Source organism: Microbacterium sp. FW305-3-2-15-F-LB2 (genome assembly GCF_058787255.1).
In genome coordinates, this window is the sequence record NZ_JBYSZO010000001.1 from 2,649,009 (window position 1) to 2,670,662 (window position 21,654).

General features: G+C 70.4%; 21 protein-coding genes and 1 tRNA gene. 7 read left to right on the top strand and 15 right to left on the bottom strand.

The window, feature by feature from the left end; translation table 11 throughout:
- The first annotated feature begins 35 nt into the window (after positions 1–35).
- From AC3WLZ_RS12825 to AC3WLZ_RS12835, 3 genes are all read left to right on the top strand, one after another.
- A complete protein-coding gene (locus tag AC3WLZ_RS12825) occupies positions 36–1,730 on the top strand; it encodes an MDR family MFS transporter (RefSeq protein ID WP_412925300.1) in 1,695 nt (564 codons plus the stop codon).
- Between the two features lies 1 nt (position 1,731).
- Positions 1,732–2,196, top strand: a complete 465-nt coding sequence (locus AC3WLZ_RS12830; protein WP_412925301.1) for a MarR family winged helix-turn-helix transcriptional regulator — start codon at positions 1,732–1,734, stop codon at positions 2,194–2,196.
- Positions 2,197–2,328: 132 nt separating this feature from the next.
- Positions 2,329–3,351: an NADP-dependent oxidoreductase gene (locus AC3WLZ_RS12835; protein WP_492470285.1), complete on the top strand. Its 1,023-nt coding sequence runs from the start codon at positions 2,329–2,331 to the stop codon at positions 3,349–3,351.
- Here AC3WLZ_RS12835 and AC3WLZ_RS12840 read toward each other — a convergent pair.
- Positions 3,338–4,240 carry a LysR family transcriptional regulator ArgP gene (locus AC3WLZ_RS12840; protein WP_492470286.1) on the bottom strand — a complete coding sequence of 301 codons (903 nt, stop codon included), beginning with the start codon at positions 4,238–4,240 and terminating at the stop codon, positions 3,338–3,340. The two genes, AC3WLZ_RS12835 and AC3WLZ_RS12840, sit on opposite strands and share 14 nt — an antisense overlap.
- Before the next feature lie 69 nt (positions 4,241–4,309).
- On the opposite strand from AC3WLZ_RS12840, the gene AC3WLZ_RS12845 reads away from it, so the two are divergent.
- Positions 4,310–4,966 carry a LysE/ArgO family amino acid transporter gene (locus tag AC3WLZ_RS12845; protein ID WP_492470287.1) on the top strand — a complete coding sequence of 219 codons (657 nt, stop codon included), beginning with the start codon at positions 4,310–4,312 and terminating at the stop codon, positions 4,964–4,966.
- Between the two features lie 15 nt (positions 4,967–4,981).
- Positions 4,982–5,260, top strand: coding sequence for an acylphosphatase (locus AC3WLZ_RS12850; protein ID WP_492470288.1), 279 nt, complete (start codon positions 4,982–4,984; stop codon positions 5,258–5,260).
- Here the strand turns inward: AC3WLZ_RS12850 and AC3WLZ_RS12855 are convergent.
- From AC3WLZ_RS12855 to rplK, 6 genes are all read right to left on the bottom strand, one after another.
- Positions 5,257–6,312 carry an NAD(P)H-dependent flavin oxidoreductase gene (locus AC3WLZ_RS12855; protein WP_492470988.1) on the bottom strand — a complete coding sequence of 352 codons (1,056 nt, stop codon included), beginning with the start codon at positions 6,310–6,312 and terminating at the stop codon, positions 5,257–5,259. The genes AC3WLZ_RS12850 and AC3WLZ_RS12855 overlap by 4 nt on opposite strands.
- On the bottom strand, positions 6,312–7,115 hold the full coding sequence (locus AC3WLZ_RS12860) for an amino acid ABC transporter ATP-binding protein (protein ID WP_492470289.1): 804 nt from the start codon (positions 7,113–7,115) through the stop codon (positions 6,312–6,314). Before AC3WLZ_RS12860 ends, AC3WLZ_RS12855 begins: the two co-directional genes overlap by 1 nt.
- Entirely contained in the window at positions 7,102–7,725 is a 624-nt protein-coding gene (locus AC3WLZ_RS12865; RefSeq protein WP_492470989.1) for an amino acid ABC transporter permease, read from the bottom strand. The genes AC3WLZ_RS12860 and AC3WLZ_RS12865 overlap by 14 nt, the downstream gene beginning before the upstream one ends.
- A 119-nt stretch (positions 7,726–7,844) precedes the next feature.
- Positions 7,845–8,645 (bottom strand): amino acid ABC transporter substrate-binding protein, encoded by an 801-nt coding sequence (locus AC3WLZ_RS12870; RefSeq protein ID WP_492470290.1) that lies wholly within the window; start codon positions 8,643–8,645, stop codon positions 7,845–7,847.
- A 248-nt stretch (positions 8,646–8,893) separates the two neighbouring features.
- Positions 8,894–9,586 carry a 50S ribosomal protein L1 gene (rplA, locus tag AC3WLZ_RS12875; protein ID WP_134128556.1) on the bottom strand — a complete coding sequence of 231 codons (693 nt, stop codon included), beginning with the start codon at positions 9,584–9,586 and terminating at the stop codon, positions 8,894–8,896.
- 11 nt (positions 9,587–9,597) lie between these two features.
- Positions 9,598–10,029 (bottom strand): 50S ribosomal protein L11, encoded by a 432-nt coding sequence (gene rplK, locus AC3WLZ_RS12880; RefSeq protein WP_022880012.1) that lies wholly within the window; start codon positions 10,027–10,029, stop codon positions 9,598–9,600.
- A 394-nt stretch (positions 10,030–10,423) separates the two neighbouring features.
- Here rplK and AC3WLZ_RS12885 point away from each other — a divergent pair, with 394 nt between their 5' ends.
- On the top strand, positions 10,424–11,383 hold the full coding sequence (locus AC3WLZ_RS12885; protein WP_492470291.1) for a type IV toxin-antitoxin system AbiEi family antitoxin: 960 nt from the start codon (positions 10,424–10,426) through the stop codon (positions 11,381–11,383).
- Positions 11,384–11,635: 252 nt separating this feature from the next.
- Here the strand turns inward: AC3WLZ_RS12885 and nusG are convergent, their stop codons facing one another.
- The 8 genes from nusG to gabT form a co-directional block, all read right to left on the bottom strand.
- Entirely contained in the window at positions 11,636–12,766 is a 1,131-nt protein-coding gene (nusG, locus tag AC3WLZ_RS12890; protein ID WP_492470293.1) for a transcription termination/antitermination protein NusG, read from the bottom strand.
- A 61-nt stretch (positions 12,767–12,827) separates the two neighbouring features.
- Entirely contained in the window at positions 12,828–13,103 is a 276-nt protein-coding gene (gene secE / locus AC3WLZ_RS12895) for a preprotein translocase subunit SecE (RefSeq protein WP_412925312.1), read from the bottom strand.
- Between the two features lie 43 nt (positions 13,104–13,146).
- Positions 13,147–13,219, bottom strand: a tRNA-Trp gene (locus AC3WLZ_RS12900).
- A gap of 172 nt (positions 13,220–13,391) precedes the next feature.
- On the bottom strand, positions 13,392–14,753 hold the full coding sequence (locus AC3WLZ_RS12905) for an NAD-dependent succinate-semialdehyde dehydrogenase (protein WP_492470294.1): 1,362 nt from the start codon (positions 14,751–14,753) through the stop codon (positions 13,392–13,394).
- Positions 14,754–14,785: 32 nt separating this feature from the next.
- Positions 14,786–16,336, bottom strand: a complete 1,551-nt coding sequence (locus AC3WLZ_RS12910; protein WP_492470295.1) for an APC family permease — start codon at positions 16,334–16,336, stop codon at positions 14,786–14,788.
- Positions 16,333–17,232 (bottom strand): universal stress protein, encoded by a 900-nt coding sequence (locus tag AC3WLZ_RS12915; RefSeq protein ID WP_492470296.1) that lies wholly within the window; start codon positions 17,230–17,232, stop codon positions 16,333–16,335. Before AC3WLZ_RS12915 ends, AC3WLZ_RS12910 begins: the two co-directional genes overlap by 4 nt.
- Positions 17,229–18,656 (bottom strand): flavin monoamine oxidase family protein, encoded by a 1,428-nt coding sequence (locus AC3WLZ_RS12920; RefSeq protein WP_492470990.1) that lies wholly within the window; start codon positions 18,654–18,656, stop codon positions 17,229–17,231. The genes AC3WLZ_RS12915 and AC3WLZ_RS12920 overlap by 4 nt, the downstream gene beginning before the upstream one ends.
- Before the next feature lie 22 nt (positions 18,657–18,678).
- Complete coding sequence (gene gabT / locus AC3WLZ_RS12925; RefSeq protein WP_492470297.1) at positions 18,679–20,037, bottom strand: 4-aminobutyrate--2-oxoglutarate transaminase; 1,359 nt, start codon at positions 20,035–20,037, stop codon at positions 18,679–18,681.
- A gap of 102 nt (positions 20,038–20,139) precedes the next feature.
- On the opposite strand from gabT, the gene AC3WLZ_RS12930 reads away from it, so the two are divergent.
- Entirely contained in the window at positions 20,140–21,654 is a 1,515-nt protein-coding gene (locus tag AC3WLZ_RS12930) for a PucR family transcriptional regulator (RefSeq protein WP_492470298.1), read from the top strand.

Consider the following 21,654-nt stretch of genomic DNA (forward strand, 5'->3'; position numbering starts at 1 on the left):
CGCGGCATCCTTCTTCCTCCCCTGGAGAGCTCCGCATGACCTCATCCGTCCCCGAGACCGCCGCGCCGCGGCGTGTGCTCCCCGCCCTCATTGGACTGCTGCTCGGCATGTTCGTGTCGATGCTGGCCTCGACCGTCGTCTCGACGTCGCTGCCGGTGATCGTCCACGACCTGTCGGGCGATCAGAACGCCTACACGTGGGTCATCACCGCGACCCTGCTGACGACCGCGATCTCCACGCCCATCTGGGGCAAGCTCGCCGACCTGTTCAACCGCAAGGTCCTCATCCAGGTCGCGATCGCGATCTTCGTCCTCGCGACCGCCGCCGCCGGCTTCTCGCAGAACACCGACATGCTCATCGCGTTCCGCGCCGTTCAGGGCCTCGGAGCGGGCGGTCTCGCCGCGCTCAGCCAAGTGATCATGGCCGACATCATCAGCCCGCGCGAGCGCGGTCGCTACATGGGCCTCTTCGGTGCCGTGATGGCCGTCGCCACCGTCGGCGGACCGCTTCTCGGCGGCGTCATCACGGATGCCTTCGGCTGGCGCTTCAACTTCTTCGTCGCCCTGCCCTTCGCGGTGGCGGCGCTGCTCATCCAGCAGCGGACCCTGCACCTCCCGGCTCGGGCCAAGCGCAAGGTCAAGATCGACTACCTCGGCATCGTCCTCCTCTCCACCGCCGTGTCGCTTCTGCTGATCTGGGTGACCAACGCGGGCCGCACGTTCGACTGGGCCAGCACCGAGACCCTGCTCATGGTCGGCGGCGCCGTACTCGCCGCGATCCTGTTCATCGTCGTCGAGTTGCGCTCGTCCGAGCCGCTCGTGCCGCTGACGCTCTTCCGCGACGCCACGTTCACTCTCGCCACGATCGCGTCGATCGCCACGGGTCTGGCGATGTTCGGCACCTCGGTGTTCCTCAGTCAGTACATGCAGATGGCGCGGGGCGCCACGCCCACGCAGGCCGGCGTCATGACGATCCCGATGATCGCGGGCCTGCTCCTGGCATCCGTCATCGTCGGTGCGCTCATCACACGCCTGGGCCACTGGAAGCCGTTCCTCATCGCCGGTGGCGCGCTGTTGATCGCGGGCACCTATCTGCTCTCCACGATCCACTACGACACGAACTTCGCCCTGGTCTCGGTGTACATGTTCCTGCTCGGGGCGGGTGTCGGCATGACGATGCAGAACCTCGTCCTCATCGTGCAGAACACCGCCGACCCGGCGCGCATGGGCGCCGCGAGCTCGGGCGTGACGTTCTTCCGCAGCCTGGGCGGCACCATCGGCGTCTCCGTCATGGGCGCGGTGCTCGCCAGCACGGCGACGACCCTGTTCACCGACCGCGCCGCCGATCTGCAGGCCGCGATCGTGGGCCTCGGCTCGGCGGGAGCGCCGGTCGCGCAGGCGCTGCAGTCCGGCACGATCCCGCAGGTGTCGAGCCTGCCCGACACGGTGCGCGTGATCGTCGAGGACATCTACGCCCAGTCCATCGCGCATTCCTTCCTCATCGCGGTGCCGGTGGCGATCGTGAGCCTCATCGCCATCCTGTTCCTGCCGAACCGCCCGCTCACGCGCATGACGACGTCCGAACGGGTCGCCGCCAGCGAAGCCGACCTTGCGACCGTGTCCGTCCCGGAGGGGATGGCCGTGCTCGCCACGACCGGAACCGTCTCGACGGCGGATGCCACTTCCCGTCGCGACACCCGTTCGAACGCCCCGATGGGGGAGGATGGGTGACGTGACCAACGAAGACGACGCCGAGCGGCAGGCGGCCGTGAACGCGCTCGAATCGTCGTTCTCGGAGCTCATGACCACGTTCCGCCGCTACGTCGCCGAGGCGGCGGAACGGGTCAGCCCGGGGATGCTCCCGGCGACCTTCAAGACGCTGTCGGTCGTGAGCCGGTTCGGACCGATCACGCTCTCGGCTCTGGCCGAACGACTCGCCACCGACAAGGGATTCCTCAGCCGTTCGATCAGCGACCTCGAGGCTGCCGGTCTGGTCACGCGCACTCTTGACCCGAACGATCGGCGTTCGCGGCTCATCGCCGTCACCGAGATCGGGCACGAGCGTCTCCGCGACGCCCGCGCCCCGCACGAGAGTCGCCTCTATGAGGCACTGGCCGATTGGTCGGTCGACGAGATCGGGAACCTGTCGACGATGCTGCATGCGCTGGCCGTGGGCGGAGTGCCCGATCGCGCGTGAGCGCCCCGGAGATGCTCGGTGCAGCGACGCGACACGGTGATCGAGCGGTAACACCGTCGAGACAATGTGACGCTTGACTGAGGGGGTCGAGGCGGAGTCGCCATCGACGTGACCCCCGAGAAGGAGCGCCCGATGAGATTCCGATCGACGCGTCCCGAGGCCAGCGTCGAGGCGCCGGGCCCCACCCATCCCGAGACCATGCGCGCCGTGGTCCTGGACGCCCCCGGCGATCCCGACGCGCTGCACGCAGCGACCGTGCCGGTCCCGACGCCCATCATGAGCGAGGTGCTCGTGCGGATCGTCGCCGCCGGCATCAACCCCATCGACGCGAAGACCCGCGCGGGTCGCGGCGCGAGTGGCGCGATCGCCGCATGGCCGGCGACACTCGGCTACGACTTCAGCGGCGTCGTGGTCGCCACCCCGTACGAATCGCATCCGTTCCCGCCCGGCACCGAGGTGTTCGGCATGACACCGACGCCGCGCACACCGGGCACCTACGCCGAATACGCGGTGGTCCCCTCGCTCTCGCTCGCCCGCAAGCCCACCTCGCTCTCGCACGTCGAGGCGGCGGGTGTGCCCCTGGCCGCTCTGACGGCGTGGGGAGTCGTCGTCGAGACGGCGCTGGCGCACGCGAACCAACGCGTCCTCATCCACGCCGGCAGCGGCGGCGTCGGCCACTTCGCGGTGCAGTTCGCCGCGTACTTCGGCGCGCACGTCATCGCCACCGGCTCACCGCGCAACCTCGAGTGGCTGCGCGAACTGGGCGCGGCGGAGGTGATCGACCACACCTCAGTGCGGTTCGAGGATGCCGTCGCCCCCGTCGATGTGGTCGTCGACCTGATCGGCAACACGATCGACGACACCGGGACGCGCTCGCTGGAGGTCCTGCGTCCCGGCGGACTCCTGATCGAGGTGCCGACGGGCGCATGGCCGGGTTTCCGCGACGCCGCCTCGGCGCGCGGCATCCGCTCCACCGGCTACAAGGTCGTCCCGGACGGCAGCGCGCTCGCCACGATCGCGCGACTGCTGGACTCGGGCGCGGTCCGCGTCTTCGTCGACCGCGTCTTCGATCTCGAGGATGCCGCCGACGCCCACCGCGAGCTGGAGGTCGGTCACACGCGCGGCAAGATCGTCCTGCGCGTCAGCGACGACTGACCCCCGCGGCAGCGAGCACACGCCGCCCCTCGGCGACGACCTCGTCGGCGACGTCGTCGAGGAGCGGAGAGGTGAGGTTCCACTGCTGCCAGTACAGGGGCACGTCGACGGGATCACCGCCCAGACGCTCGAGGGTGCCGTCGGCGAGCCCGCCAGCCGACTGGAAATCGGGCAGGAGCCCCCACCCGAGGCCCAACGACACCGCGGAGGCGAAGTCCTGCGATGCCGGCACCCGGTGACGCGGCGGCCCTCCTACGGGCACCCCGCGCGCGGCGAGCCACTGCGTCTGCAGATCGTCGCGCCGATCGAAGTCTACGACCGGCGCCGCCGCGAGGGCAGCGGTGTCGACGCCTTCGGGAAACCACCGCGCGGCGAATCCGGCCGAGGCCACCGCTTCGTAGCGCAGTACCCCGAGGCTCCGTACGCGGCAGCCGGCCACCGGCGCCTCGCGTGACGTGACCGCCGCCATGACGACCCCCGACTCGAGCAGCCCCGCCGTGAAGTCCTGATCGTCGCGGTGGAGGTCGAACACGACCGGACGACGCTCCGCGACGCGCTGCAACGGCGGCAGGAACCACGTCGCGAGCGAATCGGCGTTCACGGCGAGCGGGACGGATGCCACGGCACCGCCTTCCGCTCCGATGGCGGCCAGGGTGTCGTGCTCGAGCAGCGCGATCTGTCTCGCCAGACGGACCACGGCGTCCCCGGCCGCGGTGGTCCGCACGGGCTTCGATCGCACGAGCACGACCCGACCGAGCTGATCCTCGAGCGCGCGCAGGCGCTGGCTGACCGCCGACGGGGTGATGTGGAGTCGCCGGGCCGCGGCATCCAGGGTCCCCTCGTCGACGACGGCCGCCAGGGTGCGGGCGAGGTCCGAGGGGATCGACATGTAGCGATGCTAATGGTTCGTGAGAATCCTGAACTGTCCTTGATGCTCGGGGACCCGTAGCGTCGAACCGTGTTCTCCTCTTTCGCCGCGGGTTTCGGGCTCGGCCTCTCGCTCATCGTGGCCATCGGCGCGCAGAACCTCTTCGTGCTGCGCCAGGGTGTGCGCCGCGAGCACGTGCTCGCCGTCGTGGCGGTGTGCGCCGTGTCCGACGCCGTTCTCATCGCCCTCGGTGTCTCGGGAATCGGCGCTGTCGTGACGGCGGTGCCGTGGCTGCTGGACATCGTCCGGTGGGCCGGCGCGGCGTTCCTCGTGGGATACGGCGTCGTCGCCGCGCGGCGGGCGCTGAAGCCCTCCGGTGCCGCACTCCACGTCGACCGCACGGCGAGCGCTGCAGGTTCGTCGTCCGGCCCGACACGCACCGCGACGACCACCCGCACGTCGGTCGTGCTCACGTGCCTCGCGCTGACCTGGCTGAACCCGCACGTGTATCTCGACACGGTGTTCCTGCTCGGATCCGTTGCCGCGACGCACGGCGATGAACGCGGCGTGTTCGGGCTGGGCGCCGCAGCCGCGAGCGTGCTGTGGTTCGCGGCGCTCGGATTCGGTGCGCGCTTCCTCGGACGCTGGCTCGACTCGCCCCGCGCGTGGCGCGTGCTCGACGGAGCCATCGCGCTGGTGATGTGGGCCCTCGCCCTGTCGCTCGTCCTCCCCGTGTTCACCGACTGAGGTCACAATGGAGGCATGGCCACCGTCGAGATCACCGTCCGCGGGCATGTGCAGGGCGTCGGGTTCCGCTGGGCCCTCCGCGCCGAGGCCGAACGCGTGGGCGCGAGCGGCTGGGTGCGCAATCGCCGTGACGGCACCGTCGAGGCCCGCGTGAGCGGCACGCCCGCCGCCGTCGACGCCCTCGTGGCCTGGGCACACCACGGTCCGCCCCTCTCCCACGTCGAGCGGGTCGACGTGATCGACGTCCCGGATGCCGGGCCCGACGCAGGGTTCGAGATTCGCGCGTCCGCCTAACCGCGGTCCACGGGCAGTCCGGCGCGCAGCTCGGCGAGCACGTCTGCGGCGTCCTCGAAGCGGGCGAGGCTCGCCGCCTGACCCGCCCACAGCGACAACAGGTCACCCTCCCCCGCCGCCGCGGCTGCCGACCGGAAGACACCGGTGAGCCAGTTCTGCGCCGGGAACGGCGCGATCGCTCCCGCCGCCTCGATCTCGCGCACGGCGCGGTTCGGGATGCCACGGGCCCACCTCCCGCTCATGGCCCGTGTGAGCACGGTGTCGGTGTCGCCGGCGGCGGTGATCGCCGCGCGGTGTGCTGCCGTCGCCGCCGACTGGCGAGTGCGCAGGAAGGCCGTGCCGACCTGGACCCCCTCGGCACCGAGGGCGAAGGCGGCGGCGACACCCCGCCGGTCCGCGACACCTCCCGCAGCGATCACCGGCACCGCCACGGCGTCGACGACCTGCGGGACGAGCGCGAACGTCCCCACGAGCGACTCCGCGGGATCGCGGAGGAACGACACCCGGTGCCCCGCCGCCTCCATCCCGGTGGCCACGATGGCATCCACGCCCGCCGCCTCGAGGGCGATCGCCTCGGCGACGGAGGTGGCGGTGCCGACGACCCGGATGCCGTGCTCTTGCGCCCGCGCGACGGTCGCGGCATCCGGAACCCCGTACACGACGCTCAGCACATCGATTCCCGCGGCGAAGACGGCGTCGACCTGCTCCGCGATGTCGGGGAGGAACGCCGCGGGCGGTACTGGCCGCGGGGCTCCCGCAGCCTCGAACAGGGACGCCGTGGCATCCAGGACCGGTTCGAGATCGACGTCGCCGGGTGTGACCTCGTCGCCGCGCGGCCACCAGAGGTTGACCGCCACGGGGCGGTCGGTCGCCGCCCGGAGACCCCGGATCGTCTCGGCGATGCGGTCGGGCGTGTACCCGTAGAGGCCGAAGGAGCCGAGACCGCCTCCCGCGCTCACCGCCGAGGTCAGCTCGATCGAGGACAGACCGCCGAACGGGCCGAGGACGATCGGGACGTCGATCCCGAAGAGCTCCGTCAGCCGCGACACGATCAGTCCAGTGGCCGGAGGAGCCGGTCGAGGAAGCGGCGGGTGCGCTCCTTCTTCGGCGCGGTGAAGAGTTCGGCGGGCACGCCGCGTTCGACGATCACGCCCTCGTCGAAGAACAGCACCTCGTCGGCGACCTCGCGGGCGAAGCCGAGTTCGTGCGTGACGATGACCATCGTCCAGCCCTCGTCGGCGAGACCGCGCAACACCTTGAGCACCTCGCCCACGAGCTCCGGATCCAAGGCACTGGTCGGCTCGTCGAAGAGCAGCAGGTCGGGCTTCAGCGCCAGGACGCGGACGATCCCCACGCGCTGCTGCTGCCCGCCGGAGAGCTCGAACGGGTAGGCGTCGCGTTTCTCGGCGAGTCCGACGCGGTCGAGCAGCGCCTCGGCCCGCGCGACCGCATCGATTCTCGGGACGCCGTGGGCGTGCACCGGACCCTCGATGACGTTCTGCAGGACCGTGAGGTGAGGGAAGAGATTGTGATGCTGGAAGACCATCGCCGACCGGTCGCGCAGGGCTGACCGATCGCCCTTCGTCGGTTTCGCGGCGAAGTCGATCGTGGGGCCGCCGTCGAACTGCACGACTCCCGCTTCGGGTGTCTCCAAGCCGTTGAGGCTCCGCAGCACCGTGGTCTTGCCCGATCCGGACGGACCGATGAGCACCAGCACCTCGCCGCGGCGGACCTCGAGGTCGACACCGTCGAGCACGCGGTTGTCACCGAAGCTCTTCTGCAGCCCGCGGACCTGCAGAAGGGGCGCCGCCGGGGCACCGGCGGGCGGGGTCAGGGCGTCGTCAGCGTGCGACATGGCGATCGAGCCTCCTCTCGAGAACTCCCTGCCCCGCCGACAGCACGAGGCAGAACAGCCAGTAGATCAGGGCCGCTTCGAGGTAGATCGCCATGAACTCGTAGGAGAACGCGGCGATGTTCTGAGCCTGCCGGAACAGCTCGGTGACCAGGATGAGGGATGCCAGCGAGCTGTCCTTCACGAGCGAGATGAACGTGTTCGACAGTGGGGGCACCGACACGCGCGCCGCCTGCGGCAAAATGATGCGCGTCAGCGTCTTGCTCGGGGACAACCCGACGACGTGCGCGGCCTCCCACTGCCCGCGGGGGACGGAGAGGATCGCGGCGCGGATCACCTCGGCGGCGTATCCGCCGACGTTCAGCGAGAAGGCGATGACCGCCGCGGGGAACGGATCGATGACGATCCCGACCGCGGGCAGCCCGTAGAAGATCACGAACAGCTGGACCAGCAGCGGAGTGCCCCGGATCACCGAGATGTAGAACCGGGCGATCCCGCGCAGTAGGGCCGTGCGCGAGAGGCGCAGCAGCGCCATCCCGAGGGCGATGACGAGTCCGATGGCGAACGATGCCAGCGACAGCGGGATCGTTCCCCGCAGCCCCGCCAGCACCATGGGCCAGAACGAATCGAGCAGCAGCGTCCAGATGTCGTTCACTCGGCCTCCTTCCTGTCGCGAACGCGGCACGCCCGCCCTCTCACGCTAGGCGGGAGGTGCGGGCGTGCCCCGGGGGTTTACTTCGTGACGTCGGCGCCGAAGTACTTCTGGCTGATCTCGTTCAGGGTGCCGTCGGCGCGAAGCTCTTCGAGCGCGCCGTCGATGGCATCCACCAGGGCCTGCTTGTCTTTCGTGGTCGCGAACGCGCTCTCCGACGTGTCGTCGGTCTCGGCGGCGATCTTCAGACCGGTCGGGCTGTTGGTCTTCTCGTAGTCGAGGTAGGTCAGCTGGTCGTTGATCGTGGCATCGACACGACCCTGCTGCAGGAGGGCGACGGCCTGGGCCCAGCCCTCGACGGCCTCGACCTGCGCACCGCTCTCGGTGGCCAGCTCGTACCAGTTGCTCGTGAGCGACTGCGCGGTGGTCTTGCCCGACAGATCGGCGAAGCTCGAGATGGACGAGTCGTCATCGGTGGTCACCACGACGCCGCGCGACACGGTGTACGGCGAGCTGAAGAGGTACTTCTCCTGGCGTTCGGGGTTGATCGAGACCTGGTTGCCGATGACGTCGAAGCGGCCCGCCTCGAGGCCCGCGAAAATGGCATCCCACTGGGTCTCCTGGAAGCGGACCTTCAGACCCAGCTTCTCGGCGACGGCCTGGGCGATCTCGACGTCGTAACCGGTGAGCGTGCCCGACTCGTCGTGGAACGAGAACGGGCGGTACGTGCCCTCGGTGGCCACGGTGAGCGTGCCGCCGGAGACGAGACCGAGGTCATCGCCCTGCTCGGCCGAGCCGGACGTGGAGCCGCCGCTGCAGGCGGTGAGGGCGAGGGCGAGGGCGCCGATGGCGGCGGCGAAGACGGGGAGACGACGGGGCATAGCTGTTCCTTGCGTGTGGTGCGGAGGGATTTGCGGGGGGCTGTGGATGCCGGGAGGTCGGGGGGCGGCCGGCGGCGCCGGGGCAGGGGCCCGGGCTTACCTCCAGCTCAACACGGATCGGCGTGGCATCCTTCCGGGATGACGCCGTGTTGCACGTCCGTGCACCCGACCGGTGCGTGCGGCAGGTGCGTGCGGCAACGCGAAAGCCCCGCCGGCACGAGGCGCGACGGGGCTTTCGGCGTGGTGCGTCAGGCGAAGACGTTGACGTCCAGCGGGATGCCGGGACCGAAGGTGGTCGAGACGGCGCCCTTCTGGATGTAGCGGCCCTTCGAGCTGGACGGCTTGAGGCGGATGATCTCCTCGAGCGCGGCCTTGAGGTTCTCGTCGAGCTGCTCGGCCGAGAACGAGGCCTTGCCGACGACGAAGTGCACGTTGGCGTGCTTGTCGACGCGGAACTCGATCTTTCCGCCCTTGATCTCCTCGACGGCCTTGGCCGGGTTGGGGGTCACGGTGCCGGTCTTGGGGTTCGGCATGAGACCGCGGGGGCCCAGGACCTTACCCAGACGACCGACCTGGCCCATGAGCTCGGGCGTGGCGACCGCCGCGTCGAACGACGTGTAACCGCCGGCGACCTTCTCGATGAGCTCGGCGCCGCCGACCTCGTCGGCACCGGCGGCGAGGGCCGCCTCGGCCGCGGGACCGTTGGCGAAGACGATGACGCGAGCGGTCTTACCCGTGCCGTGGGGCAGGATGACCGTGCCGCGGACCATCTGGTCTGCCTTGCGCGGGTCGACCGAGAGCTTCAGCGCGACCTCGACGGTCGAGTCGAACTTCTTCGAGCCGGTCTCCTTCGCCAGGGCGACGGCCTCGGTGGGGGTGTAGAACGTGTCGGGCGCGACCTTCTCGGCGGCGGCCCGGTATGCCTTGGACTTGGTAGCCATGATTATCTCCCTCAGTCCTCGACCGTGATGCCCATGGAACGGGCGGTACCGGCGATGATCTTGGCCGCGGCCTCGATGTCGTTCGCGTTCAGGTCGGGCTGCTTGGTCGTCGCGATCTCGCGAACCTGCTCCTTGGTGAGCTTGCCCACCTTGGTGGTGTGCGGCGTCGGCGAGCCCTTGGCCAGGCCGGCGGCCTTCTTGATGAGCTCTGCGGCCGGGGGCGTCTTCAGGATGAACGTGAAGCTGCGGTCCTCGTAGACCGTGATCTCGACGGGGATGACGTTGCCGCGCTGGGCTTCGGTCGCCGCGTTGTAGGCCTTGCAGAACTCCATGATGTTGACGCCGTGCTGACCGAGCGCCGGACCGATCGGCGGCGCGGGGTTGGCCGCACCCGCCTTGATCTGGAGCTTGATCAGGCCGGTCACCTTCTTCTTGGGTGCCATATCCTTTTCCTTTCCCGAGCGGCTGCCTTGCGGCAACCTCTCTCCCGCATGCCCGGCCGTTCCGGGTAGCGGTTGCGCTCGCACAGACGCACGAGCAACCTCCCCATCATACGCGATGTCCCGGCATCCGCGCCGCACCCGGTCTCGCCGCCCGCCGCGCGCCGCCCGCCGCCCGCCGCCGTCGCGACAAACGCGCTCTGCACTGAGAAACGCTCGCTGCGAGCGCGTCTCGGTGCAGCAGGCGTTTATCGCGACGCATGGCGCGATCCGCGTGGGCAGCGGGCAGAGGGATGCCATCCGGCACGGCTTCTCCCCATGGCGCCGTGATCGCGAGTTGTCCCCGGATCGGCATCGCACGCCACCGGCGGCTCCGCACGACAGGCACGATCCGTGCATGCACTCGACGCCCGGCATCCGCCCCTGCCCCGCTCCCCTCGTTCACGCGCGAGATGCCCGGGAAGCGGGAATGCACCTGGATCTGCGCGACACGGCCGTCCGCGTCCGCCGCGGGGTCTACACCTCGCGGATGCGGTGGGAGTCGCTCGCCGAATGGGATCGCTATCTGGTCCGCGTGCACGCGTTCGCCCTCACCCGGCCGGAGGCGGTGTTTTCGCATGAATCGGCGGCAGCGCTCTGGGGCCTCCCGCTCTTCGGTCACCCGCGCGACATCCATATCTTCGACGCACGCCGCGCGCGGTCGCTGCGGTATGGCGATGTCGTCGCTCATACGAGCGTCGACACCCGCTCGTCCAGGATGGTCGACGGCATCCGCACGACGACGATCACCGACACGGCGCTCGACCTGATCCGGTGTCTGCCGCCCGCCTTCGCCCTCGCGGTCACCGACGCCGCTCTCCGCTCGCATCCCCACGACGTCTCCCTGGAGGCGCTGCGCTCGATCGCCGCCGACCAGAAGAACGCCCGCGGACGAGCACGCATCCCGTGGGTCTTGGATCGTGCCGATGGGCGGTCGGAGTCCGTCGGGGAATCGGTCAGCCGCGCCGTCATCGAGTGGTGCGGATTCCCCGCCCCCGAACTCCAGCAGTCTCACGTCGTGGGAGGCCGGACGTACCGGAGCGACTTCTCGTGGCCGGATGCCCAGCTGATCGGCGAATCCGACGGCTGGGCGAAGTACGGCGAGGAGGTCGGTGAGGCGACCCGCGCCATCCGCGCGGAGAAGGCGCGCGAGAATGCGCTCCGCAGGGCGGGGTGGACGCTCGTACGGTGGGACCTCGCCGCCGCGCTGCGGGGGTCGGATCTTCGGGACGCCCTGGCCGGGGCGGGCCTTCGCCCCGTCCGCCGCCCCGACACCGCCCGCCTGCATGCCATCGGCCACAACCCCCGCTCGCGCTGACCCTGAGAGATGGCGTGAGAAACGCTCGCTGCACTGGGAAACGCTCGCAGCGAGAGTTTCCCAGTGCAGGAAGCGTTTATCGCGGAAGACCGGCAACGCACCGCGCGCCCGAGCGCGCCGCACGCACCCCGACGCGCCGCACCCCGACGCGCCGCACCCCGACGCGACGCACCCCGACGCGACGCCCACCCAAACGCGGAACGCCCCGCGCGGCACAGGCCGGACGGGGCGTTCGCGCGGACGCGCAGGGCGTCAGATCATCTTGGTGACCTGGTCGAACGACAGCTCGACCGGGGTCTCGCGCTCGAAGAGCGACACCAGCACGGTGAGCTTGCCGCTCTCGGGCTTGATCTCGCTGATCGTGCCGGGCAGGCCCGCGAAGGAGCCTTCCTTGATCGTGATGGTCTCGCCGGTCTCGAAGTCGACCTCGGCGGGGATGACGCGCTGGGCCACCGGGGCGCCCTTGGCTCCACCGCCCTTGACGGGTGCGGACTCCTTCACCTCGACGAGGCTCTTGAGCATGTTGAACGCCTCGTCGAAGCGCAGCGGCGTCGGGTTGTGGGCGTTGCCCACGAAGCCCGTGACGCCGGGGGTGTGACGCACGACCGACCAGGTGTCTTCGTTGAGGTCCATGCGCACGAGCACGTAGCCCGGGATCCGCACGCGCGTGACCATCTTGCGCTGGCCGTTCTTGATCTCGACGACGTCCTCCATGGGGACCTCGACCTGGTAGATGTCGTCCTCGACCTCGAGCGTCGACTTGCGCTGCTCGATGTTGGCCTTCACCTTGCGCTCGAAGCCGGCGTACGAGTGGATGACGTACCACTTGCCCGGCAGCGAACGCAGCTCGACGCGGAACGCCTCGTACGGGTCGAGGTCTTCGTCGTCGGCGGAGTCCTCGTCGACCGGTGCCTCGGCGGCGTCGGCGGGAGAGACGGATGCCTCGGCCTCGTCGACGACGCTGGCCGCGCCCGCGACCTCGTCGACGAAGTCCTCGTCGAGCACGGGCTCGTCGGGCTCGCCGTTGATGTCGGGGCCGTCGTAGGGGGTGACCTCGTCCGCGGCCTCGGCCGCCTCTTCGGCAGCCTCCTCGGCGAGCGAATCGTTGAGGACCTCGGCCGCAGCCTCGGCCTCGCTGGCCTCGTCGATCTCGAGTGCGTCGTTCACGATGGCGTCCGCCTCCGGGTCGGTGATGTCGATGTCGCCGAGGTCATCGGCGTCGTCGTCGTTCTCGTCGTCGACGATGTGGATGGCGGTGTGCTCGGCCGCGTCGGAGGCGTGCTCCTGGGAGGCCAGGATGTCGCCCTCCTGCGCCTCGTCGTCCTCGCTGGACTGCTCGGCCGTGGGCGCCCAATCGGCGTCGTCGACATATCTTTCAGACACTGGTGATCTCTTCCGTTCTGGAGCGGCCGCTCGTGGGGCCGCGCGTCCGCCGAAGCGCCGGTCAGGCGCCGGCAGCGCCCGGGATGCCGAACACGGCGCTGGTCAGCCACACGAACAGCACGTCGAGGCCGTAGACGAGCGCCATCATCACGACGACGAACCCGAGGACCACGGCGGTGAACTTGACCAGTTCCTGCCGCGTGGGCGTAACGACCTTGCGCAGTTCCGCGATGACCTGACGGATGAAAAGAGCGATCCGCGCGAAGAAGTTGAGCTTCTTCTCGCGGGGCGCGCCGCGTTCAGCGACGATCTCGCCTCTCGCCTCGTCCTGCGTCATCGAACCACCTAGGTCGCTTCTCGTTGCCAGCGTGCGCTGTGCGCAGGGCGGACAGGAATCGAACCTGCAACCTGCGGTTTTGGAGACCGCTGCTCTGCCAATTGAGCTACCGCCCTAAGACCCGCGGGGGGTCCGGGATGGTGAAACCTACACGCTTTCGCCAGGAATCTCTCGGGGAGGGATGCCGCCTGTGCGCGGGGCACGGCGAAAGAATGCAGATTTCTCCTGCACGTCCCAGTCTATGTCATGTCCCCCGGCGTGGCGAACCGCGCCGGGGGACACGGCGATTCAGGCAGTGCGGATGAGCTTCTTGTTGACGAACTCGTCGGCAGCGAGAAGCCCCATCTCGCGAGCGGTGCCGCTGCGCTTGACTCCACCGAACGGCAGCTCGGGCGAGTCGGCGAGGACGAGGTTCACATAGACCATTCCGGCCTCGATCCGCTCCGCGATGCGCTCGGCCTGGGCGGCATCCGTGGTGAAGACATACGAGCCGAGACCGAAGCCGGTGTCGTTCGCGATGGCGACCGCCTCGTCCTCCCCCGACACGCGATACACCGTCGCGACCGGTCCGAAGAACTCTTCGCCGTAGGCATCCATGTCGCTCGTGACCCCCGTGAGGACCGTGCCGGGGTAGTACGCGCCGTCGCGCGTTCCACCGACCTCGAGCGTCGCGCCCTGAGCCACGGCGCGCTGGACCTGCTCGTCGAGGCGCTCGGCGGCGGCGAGGGACGAGAGAGGGCCGAGCACCGTGTCCTCGGCGAACGGGTCGCCGACCTTCGCTTCGCCCAGCGCCGCGCTGAACTTGGCGAGGAACGCGTCGTAGAGGTCGTCGACGACGAGGAACCGCTTCGCGCCATTGCAGGACTGGCCGTTGTTGTCCAGGCGTGCGTCGACCGCGGCCTGCACGGCGGCGTCGAGGTCGTCGGTGGAAAGCAGGATGAACGGGTCGGAGCCGCCGAGCTCCAGGGCGACCTTCTTGAGGTTGCGACCGGCGATCTCGGCGACGGCGGCGCCGGCGCGCTCGGAGCCGGTGACCGAGACACCCTGCACACGGGGGTCGGCGATGATCGTGGCGGCCTGGTCGTTCGTGACGCGGATGTTGACGTAGGCGCCCTCGGGGAGCCCGGCGTCGCGGTAGATCAGCTGCAGGGCCTCGGCCGACTCGGGGCACTGCGGCGCGTGCTTGAGGAGGATGCTGTTCCCCACCGCGAGGTTCGGGGCGGCGAAGCGGGCGACCTGGTAGTACGGGAAGTTCCACGGCATGATGCCCAGCAGCGGGCCCAGGGGCGAGCGCCGGATGACCGCGGTGCCCTCGCCCAGGATGTCGATGGGGGTGTCGCCGACGATCTTGTCGATGTTGTCGGCGTAGTACTCGGTGATGTCGGCGGCGAAGTCGACCTCGCCGAGCGCGGCCTCCAGCGGCTTCCCCATCTCGCGCACGATGATCGCGGCGAGGTCGTCGCGGCGGTCACGGTGCAGTTGGGCGACGCGCCGGAGGGCCTCGGCGCGCTGAGCCGGTGCCGTGCGGGACCAGACGCGGTATCCGTCGCGAGCGGCGGAGATGGCGGCCTCGACGCCCGCGTCGGACAGGGTGTCGTATTCGGCGAGGGTCTCCCCCGTGGCGGGGTTGACGACGGCGTAGTCACTCATGAAGGCTCCCGTGTTGGTGTCGTGGTCGAAGGTCACTGGGCGAGGCGGCGGGCGCGGCGGGCGCTCGGCGGGGCGTCGATCGCGAGGGTCTCCCCGCGGAAGAACGCCGGTCGGCGGAAGTACTGCACGACCATGATGACCGCCCCGAGCAGGATGATGGTGACGCCGAGGACGAACACCAGGCCCACCCCGCCGATCTCGGAGCCGCTGCCGTACTCGGGGTTCATGCTGTCGATCAGGGTCGTGATGAAGATGACCGCGAGGATCACACCGCCCACGAGCGGGAACAGCAGCGTGAAGAAGACGTTCCGCGCGGAGTCGAACCACTGCTTGCGGAAGTACCAGACGCACGCGATTGCGGTGAGGCCGTAGTAGAAGCAGATCATGATGCCGAGGGTCAGGATCGTGTCCGAGAGCACGTTGACGCTCACCACCCGCATCACGGCGTAGAAGCCGGCGGCGACGATCGCGGACACGATCGTGGCGTATCCGGGGGTGAAGAACCGCGGGCTGACGGTGGCGAACTTCGGCGGCAGGGCGCCGTAGTGCCCCATGGCCAGCAGGGTGCGCGCCGGACCGACGAACGTCGACTGGAGCGAGGATGCCGAGCTGGTCAGCACCGCGAGCGACACGAACGCGGCGAAGGGCCCGAGGATCGGCCCCGCCAGCGCGAAGAACGCGTTGTCCTGGATCTCGGGGTTGCCCAGTCCGAACTCGCCGTCGCCGATGCCGGCGAACATGATCATGGCTACCGCCAGCAGCAGGTACAGCGACACGATCGTGACGACCGTGATCGTCGCCGCGCGACCGGGGGTCCTCTCGGGGTCCTTCGTCTCCTCGTTCATCGTGAGGGTGACGTCCCACCCCCAGAAGATGAAGATCGACAGCGACACGCCCGCGGCGAACGCGCTGAAGGACGACACCGCGAACGGGTTGAACCACGCCCAGTCGAACGGCGTCGGGTCGAAGGCATCCCCGCCCACGACGTGCGCGATCGCGACGATCGCGAACACGACGAGCACGATCACCTGGAAGCCCACGAGCACGTACTGCAGCTTCTGCGTCGTCTGCATGTCGCGGTACGACACCACCGTCGCCCCGAGGACGAACAGCAGGCACACGATGATGTTGATCGGCAGATTGGATGCCAGATCCGCCACGCCGGGCTGCCCGGTGAGCTGCGAGATGAGCAGGAAGAGGAAGTCGACGGCGATCCCGGCGAGGTTGGACAGCACGATCACGGTGGCGGCGATGAGGCCCCACCCGGCCATCCAGCCGATCCACGGGCCGAAAGCGCGCGCCGCCCACGTGAACGACGTGCCCGAGTCGGGCATCCGGTTGTTGAGTTCGCGATAGCCGAAGGCGACGAGCAGCATCGGGATGAACCCGACCAGGATGATGGCCGGCACCTGCACGCCGACGGCGCCGACGGTGGGGCCGATCGCGGCGGTGAAGGTGTACGCCGGGGCGATGCAGGAGATGCCGATGACGACGGCGCCGAGCAGGCCGATCGTGCCGGCGCTCAAGCCCTTCTTCGACAGGCCGCCGGCGTCACTGCCGGTGGCGGGGGCGGGAGCGGTCATGGCCGCGATCCTTCCGGGGACGAGGCGTCGGCACGACTGCGTGGCACGACGACGAGGGGGACGGGCAGCTCGTGCAGCATCTTCGCCGCGGTCGAGCCGAGGAACAGGCGCCGCGGCTGCGCGAGACGGCTGCTGCCGACCATCACGAGCTCGGCGGGATCCCAGGGCAGCTCGCGCACGGCTTCTTCGATGCTGTCGCCCTCGGCGACCACCACCTCGGCCGCGAGGTCGGTGGGCAGCTCGACGCGGGCCTGGGACAGCACCTCTTCGGCGTGCGCGGCACCGGCGATGCGAATCGCACCGGTGGCCAGCCCCGGCGGCAGGTCGACGGTGACCAGCGACAGCAGGCGCAGGGGAACGGATGCCGCGGCGGCGAGCGCGATGCTCTCGTCCCGCAGCACGTCCGCGCCGGGTCGGCTGCCGATCGCGGTGGTGATCCGGCTGATGCCGACGGCGGGGTCCACGCGCCGCGATCCCTCGGGCGCGAGCACCACCGGCACGTCCGAGGAGTGCAGGAGCTCGGACGCGACCGTCCCGAGCCGGTGTCGTCCGCGCAGACCGCCGTTGGCGGCGCCCACCACGATGTACCCGGCGCGGATCTCGTCGGCGAACGCCACGAGACCCTCGGCGAACGAGTCGGCGAGACGGACGTGCTCGCGGTGCGGCACGGCATCCCGGATCGTCGCCGCGGCCTCCCCCAGCCACCGCTCGGCCTGATCGGCCACGAGCCGCGCGTACGCGGCATCCGGAGGGGTGATGACGCTGCGGGTGTCGTCGGGCAGCACGAGGACCACCTCGAGCGGCGCCCCGATCGCCCGGGCCAGCCGGATGCCGAGCGCGAGGGCGTCGGCGCCGGTGTCGGTCGCGGTGTATCCCACGACCACCGGGGCGGTCATCCGCGTGCCCGTTCCAGGATCTCGTCGGCGGCGCGGTGTCCTTGGCGGATCGCGCCGTCGACGTGCTGATAGCCGGCGCCGGCCATGTCGCTGCACGCGAGGTGGATCGGGCCGACCGGTTCGCGCAGGTCGGCGCCGTAGCGGTTCAGGCCGCCCAGGTCGAAGCTCGCGGCGTAGGCGCCACGCGTCCACTCCTCGGTGCCCCAGTCGCTCTCGTAGTAGACGATCGGGTCCTTGGCCTCGGGTCCGTAGTAGTGCGACAGCGACTCGAGGATGCGCTCCTTGCGTTCCTCGGCGCTCAGGCGGAAGAGGTCGTCGGCGTTCTGGTCCGACACGAAGCCCACCAGGGTGCCGCGCTCGTCGCCGTGGTTGGTGTTGTCGTACGCCTCGTGCGACAGCTCGTACGGGCTGAACGCGGTGCCCGACAGGCCCTGCTCGCGCCAGAACGGGCGGTCGTACACGGCGTGCACCTTGATGACGAACCCCATCGAGATGTGCTGGTGCATCTGGTGCTGCAGGCGCGGCAGCGGCGGCTCGAACGAGATGCGCGTGTAGAGCACAGGGGCCAGGGCCAGGATCGCGAAGCGCGCGCGGACGGTGACGCCGTCGGCGATCGCGGTGACACCCTCGTCGCCCCACTGCAGGGTGCGGACCGGCTGGTTCAGGAGCACGTCGTCGCCCAGGCGCTCGGCGAGGTGCTCGGGCACCTGCTGCAGGCCGCCGACGACCCGCTTGTCGAGGATGAAGTCGGCGTCGACGAGGTGCGAATACGACCCCGCGGATGCCGCCATGAGCAGCGACTGCAGAAGCGAGAACGTGTGGGTCGGCTTGGTGAGCATCGCCGAGCCCGTGGCGAACGCGAGGTTGCGAACGGCTTCGTCGTCGTCGGTCTGCTGACGCAGCCACGCGTCCCACGAGATCTTGTCCCACTCGGCGGCGTTCGGGTGCTCCCACGGCTTGTCGGGGTCGATCTCGGCGACCATGGCATCCAGGCGGGCGGTGATCTCGTCGATGACCTTCTCGGTCTCGGGAGCCACCGGGAACATCTCGCCCGTGAAACGCTTCGCGACCCCGTCGGGGCCGACGTACACGCTGTCGCCCTCGCGGTAGCGGCTGTAGGTGGACAGCCCCAGGTCGGCGACGGTGTCGATGAGCGCCTGCTGATCGGGCGAGACCCATTGGCCGCCGAGCTCGAGCATGGCGCCGTCGATCACGTCGGTCCACAGGCGCCCGCCGACGCGGTCGCGCGCCTCGAGCACGACGACCGACAGACCGGCCTTGCGCAGGTCGTTCGCGGCGGTGAGGCCCGCGGCCCCCGCCCCGATGACGACGACGTCGCGCGTGATCTCGTCCATGAAATCTTCTCTCTCTGCGTCGGTGACCCGGGATGGTGCGGCGAAGGGGGCGGCGCGTTCGGGTCGGATGCCGCCCCCTCGGGTCTTTCGCTCAGTGGCGCGCGAGCACTCCGGCCACGACGTCGATTCCCTCGTTCAGGAGATCGTCGCCGATCGACAGCGGCGGAAGGAAGCGGATGACGTTGCCGTAGGTGCCGCACGTGAGCACGATCACGCCCTCCGCGATCGCCGCCTTGGCCACGGCCCCGGTGAGCGCGGCATCCGGGGCACCGGTGGCGGGGTCGACGAACTCGGCCGCGATCATGGCTCCGTGGCCACGGACGTCGCCGATGCGCGGGTCGTCCTGCTGCAGCGCGCGCAGGCGGGAGAGGAGGATCTCCCCGATTTCGCGCGCGCGCTCGATGAGGCCGTCGTTCTCGAACGCGTCGATCGCGGCGAGCGCGGCCGCGCACGCGATCGGGTTGCCGCCGTAGGTTCCGCCGAGGCCACCGGTGTGGGTGGCATCCATCATCTCGGCGCGCCCCGTGACGGCCGCGAGCGGCAGACCGCCGGCGATGCCCTTGGCGGTCGTGACGAGGTCGGGGACGATGCCGAAGATCTCGGAGGCGAACATCGCACCGGTGCGGGCGAAGCCGGACTGGACTTCGTCGGCGATGAAGACCACGCCGTTCGCGCGGCACCAGTCGACGACGGCCGGGAGGAAACCGTCCGCGGGGACGATGAAGCCGCCCTCGCCCTGGATGGGTTCGATGATGACGGCCGCGAGGTTCTCGGCGCCGACCTGCTTCTCGATGAGCGAGATCGCCTTGGCCGCAGCCTCGGGGCCGGACAGCCCGTCGCGGAAGGGGTAGGACAGCGGAGCGCGGTAGACCTCGCCCGCGAAGGGACCGAAGCCGCTCTTGTACGGCATATTCTTCGCCGTGAGCGCCATCGTGAGGTTCGTGCGGCCGTGGTACGCGTGGTCGAACGCGACGACGGCCTGGCGTCCGGTGTGCTTGCGGGCGATCTTGATCGCGTTCTCGACCGCCTCGGCGCCGGAGTTGAAGAGCGCGCTCTTCTTCGCGTGGTCGCCGGGGGTGAGTCGGTTGAGGGCTTCGGCCACCGAGACGTAGGACTCGTACGGCGAGACCATGAAGCACGTGTGGGTGAACGCGGCCACCTGCTCCTGCACCGCCGCGACGACCGCCGGGTGGGAGTTGCCGACGGAGGTCACCGCGATGCCCGACCCGAGGTCGATGAGCGAGTTGCCGTCGGCGTCGACGACGACTCCCCCGCCGGCGGCGACGGCATGGATGGGGGCGGTGTGGCCGACACCGGCCGAGACCGCGGCGGCCTTACGGTCCAGGAGCTCCTGCGAGCGAGGTCCGGGGATGCTGGTGACCAGGCGGCGCTCCTGCGGGAGGGAGGGGCCGCCGATGGGGGGCGCGGTGACGGTGTGCGGTGCGGTCATGTTCGGGAGCGTAGGCAACGCCGCCGGACCCCGGCACCTGCCATCCTGTACATTCTGGTTACCCCGCTGTACGAGCCGTACAGCGAATTCCGCGGGAGCCCCATGGATGCCACCGACACCCCCACGCTCGGCGCACTGCTGCGCCGCCGCGATCTGCACCTGCGCCTCGAGACCGGTGAGCCCGAGGCGCTCGCACGCCCCGTGCGGTGGGTGCACAGCAGCGATCTCGTCGACCCCACCCCGTTCCTCTCGGACGGACAGGTGCTCCTGACCACGGGCACCCAGTTCCAGGGCCCGGTCGGCGCGTCCGCGGCCGACTACGTGCAACGGCTGACGGCGCGGGGGGTCGCGGGCCTGGGCTTCGGCACGGAGGTCGTGCGCGACGGCATCCCGCCCGAGCTCGCAGCCGCGTGCCGCGACGCCGGCCTCCCGCTCTTCGAGGTCCCCTACCGCACGCCGTTCATCGCCGTCGCCCGCGCCAACGCCGAGGCGATCGCCGCCGAAGCCTATGCGCGCCGCACGTGGGCGCTGTCGGCGCAGCGCGCCATCGCCCTCGCCGCGCTCCGCCCGGACGGGCTCGGCGCGACCCTCGCCGAACTCGCCCGCCAGCTGGGCACGTGGGTGGGCCTGTACGACGCGGCCGGCGAGCTCACGCGCGAGCACCCGGGCGGAGACCTGGATGCCGAGACCGCGGGCGCTCTGAGCGACGAGGTCGCGGCGGTGCTGCGGCGAGGCGCGCGGGCGGCCTCGGCGCTGCGCATCGCGGGACGCCCGTTCACGCTGCAGACCCTCGGGAGGGGCGGGCACTTGCGCGGTGTCATCGCCATCGCGGCCGGCGAACTCGACCAGGAGGGGCGCGGTGTCGTCACGGCCGTCATCGCGATGGCCGGCCTCGCGTTCGAGCAGCACCAGGGTCTCAGCCGGGCCCGGGGAGCGCTGCGCGCGGGTCTCGTGCAGTCGCTGCTGACCGACGACGCCACGCTCGCGCGACGCATCGCGCGCGACGCGTGGGGGCCGCTGCCGACCGCGCCCGTGGTCGTCGCGCTCACCGACGCCGCCGCCGGGCACAGCGGGGGGCTCGCGGAACTGCTCGAGCTGCGGGCGGAGGAGCGCCGGGGAGCGGTGTTCTTCGGCCGCGCGGACGACGGCATGGTCATCGTCGTCCCCGCCGATGAGCGTCAGGCGATCAACGAGGCCGCCGAGCGCTTCGGCGCGCGGATCGGGGTGTCCGACGCGACCGGGTACGACCGGTTCGCGGCCGCTGTCGAGCAAGCCCGCGTGGCCCGCGATCGCGGGCGGGAAACGGTGACGACGTTCGCCGAGGTCGCGGCATCCGGTGTCCTCTCGGCACTCGGCCCCGACGCCGCAGCCCTCGCCGCCGCCGAGCTCGCGCCGCTCACCTCTCACGATGGCGCCGAGGGCTCCCGCCTCGTGGAGACGCTGCGCGCGTGGCTCGACAACGACTGCTCCCACGAGCTGACCGCCCAGGCGCTCGGCGTCCACCGGCATACCGTGCGCACGCGCCTGGCCCTGGCCGAACGCCTGCTCGGTCGCGACCTGTCGTCGTTCGCGACCCGCGCCGAGCTCTGGGCGGCACTGCGGGTGCAGGCGGCCTGA

Coding starts and splice junctions, on each gene's coding strand:
- AC3WLZ_RS12870 (WP_492470290.1), bottom strand. CDS start 8,645: ATGCCCCGTCGTCTCCCCGTCTTCGCCGCCGCCATCGGCGCCCTCGCC.
- AC3WLZ_RS12840 (WP_492470286.1), bottom strand. CDS start 4,240: ATGTCGATCCCCTCGGACCTCGCCCGCACCCTGGCGGCCGTCGTCGAC.
- rplK (WP_022880012.1), bottom strand. CDS start 10,029: ATGGCACCCAAGAAGAAGGTGACCGGCCTGATCAAGCTCCAGATCAAG.
- AC3WLZ_RS12915 (WP_492470296.1), bottom strand. CDS start 17,232: ATGACCGCCCCGGTGGTCGTGGGATACACCGCGACCGACACCGGCGCC.
- rplA (WP_134128556.1), bottom strand. CDS start 9,586: ATGGCTACCAAGTCCAAGGCATACCGGGCCGCCGCCGAGAAGGTCGCG.
- AC3WLZ_RS12835 (WP_492470285.1), top strand. CDS start 2,329: ATGAGATTCCGATCGACGCGTCCCGAGGCCAGCGTCGAGGCGCCGGGC.
- AC3WLZ_RS12825 (WP_412925300.1), top strand. CDS start 36: ATGACCTCATCCGTCCCCGAGACCGCCGCGCCGCGGCGTGTGCTCCCC.
- AC3WLZ_RS12865 (WP_492470989.1), bottom strand. CDS start 7,725: ATGGTGCTGGCGGGGCTGCGGGGAACGATCCCGCTGTCGCTGGCATCG.
- AC3WLZ_RS12850 (WP_492470288.1), top strand. CDS start 4,982: ATGGCCACCGTCGAGATCACCGTCCGCGGGCATGTGCAGGGCGTCGGG.
- AC3WLZ_RS12885 (WP_492470291.1), top strand. CDS start 10,424: ATGCACTCGACGCCCGGCATCCGCCCCTGCCCCGCTCCCCTCGTTCAC.
- AC3WLZ_RS12910 (WP_492470295.1), bottom strand. CDS start 16,336: ATGACCGCTCCCGCCCCCGCCACCGGCAGTGACGCCGGCGGCCTGTCG.
- gabT (WP_492470297.1), bottom strand. CDS start 20,037: ATGACCGCACCGCACACCGTCACCGCGCCCCCCATCGGCGGCCCCTCC.
- secE (WP_412925312.1), bottom strand. CDS start 13,103: ATGACGCAGGACGAGGCGAGAGGCGAGATCGTCGCTGAACGCGGCGCG.
- AC3WLZ_RS12860 (WP_492470289.1), bottom strand. CDS start 7,115: ATGTCGCACGCTGACGACGCCCTGACCCCGCCCGCCGGTGCCCCGGCG.
- AC3WLZ_RS12905 (WP_492470294.1), bottom strand. CDS start 14,753: ATGAGTGACTACGCCGTCGTCAACCCCGCCACGGGGGAGACCCTCGCC.
- AC3WLZ_RS12930 (WP_492470298.1), top strand. CDS start 20,140: ATGGATGCCACCGACACCCCCACGCTCGGCGCACTGCTGCGCCGCCGC.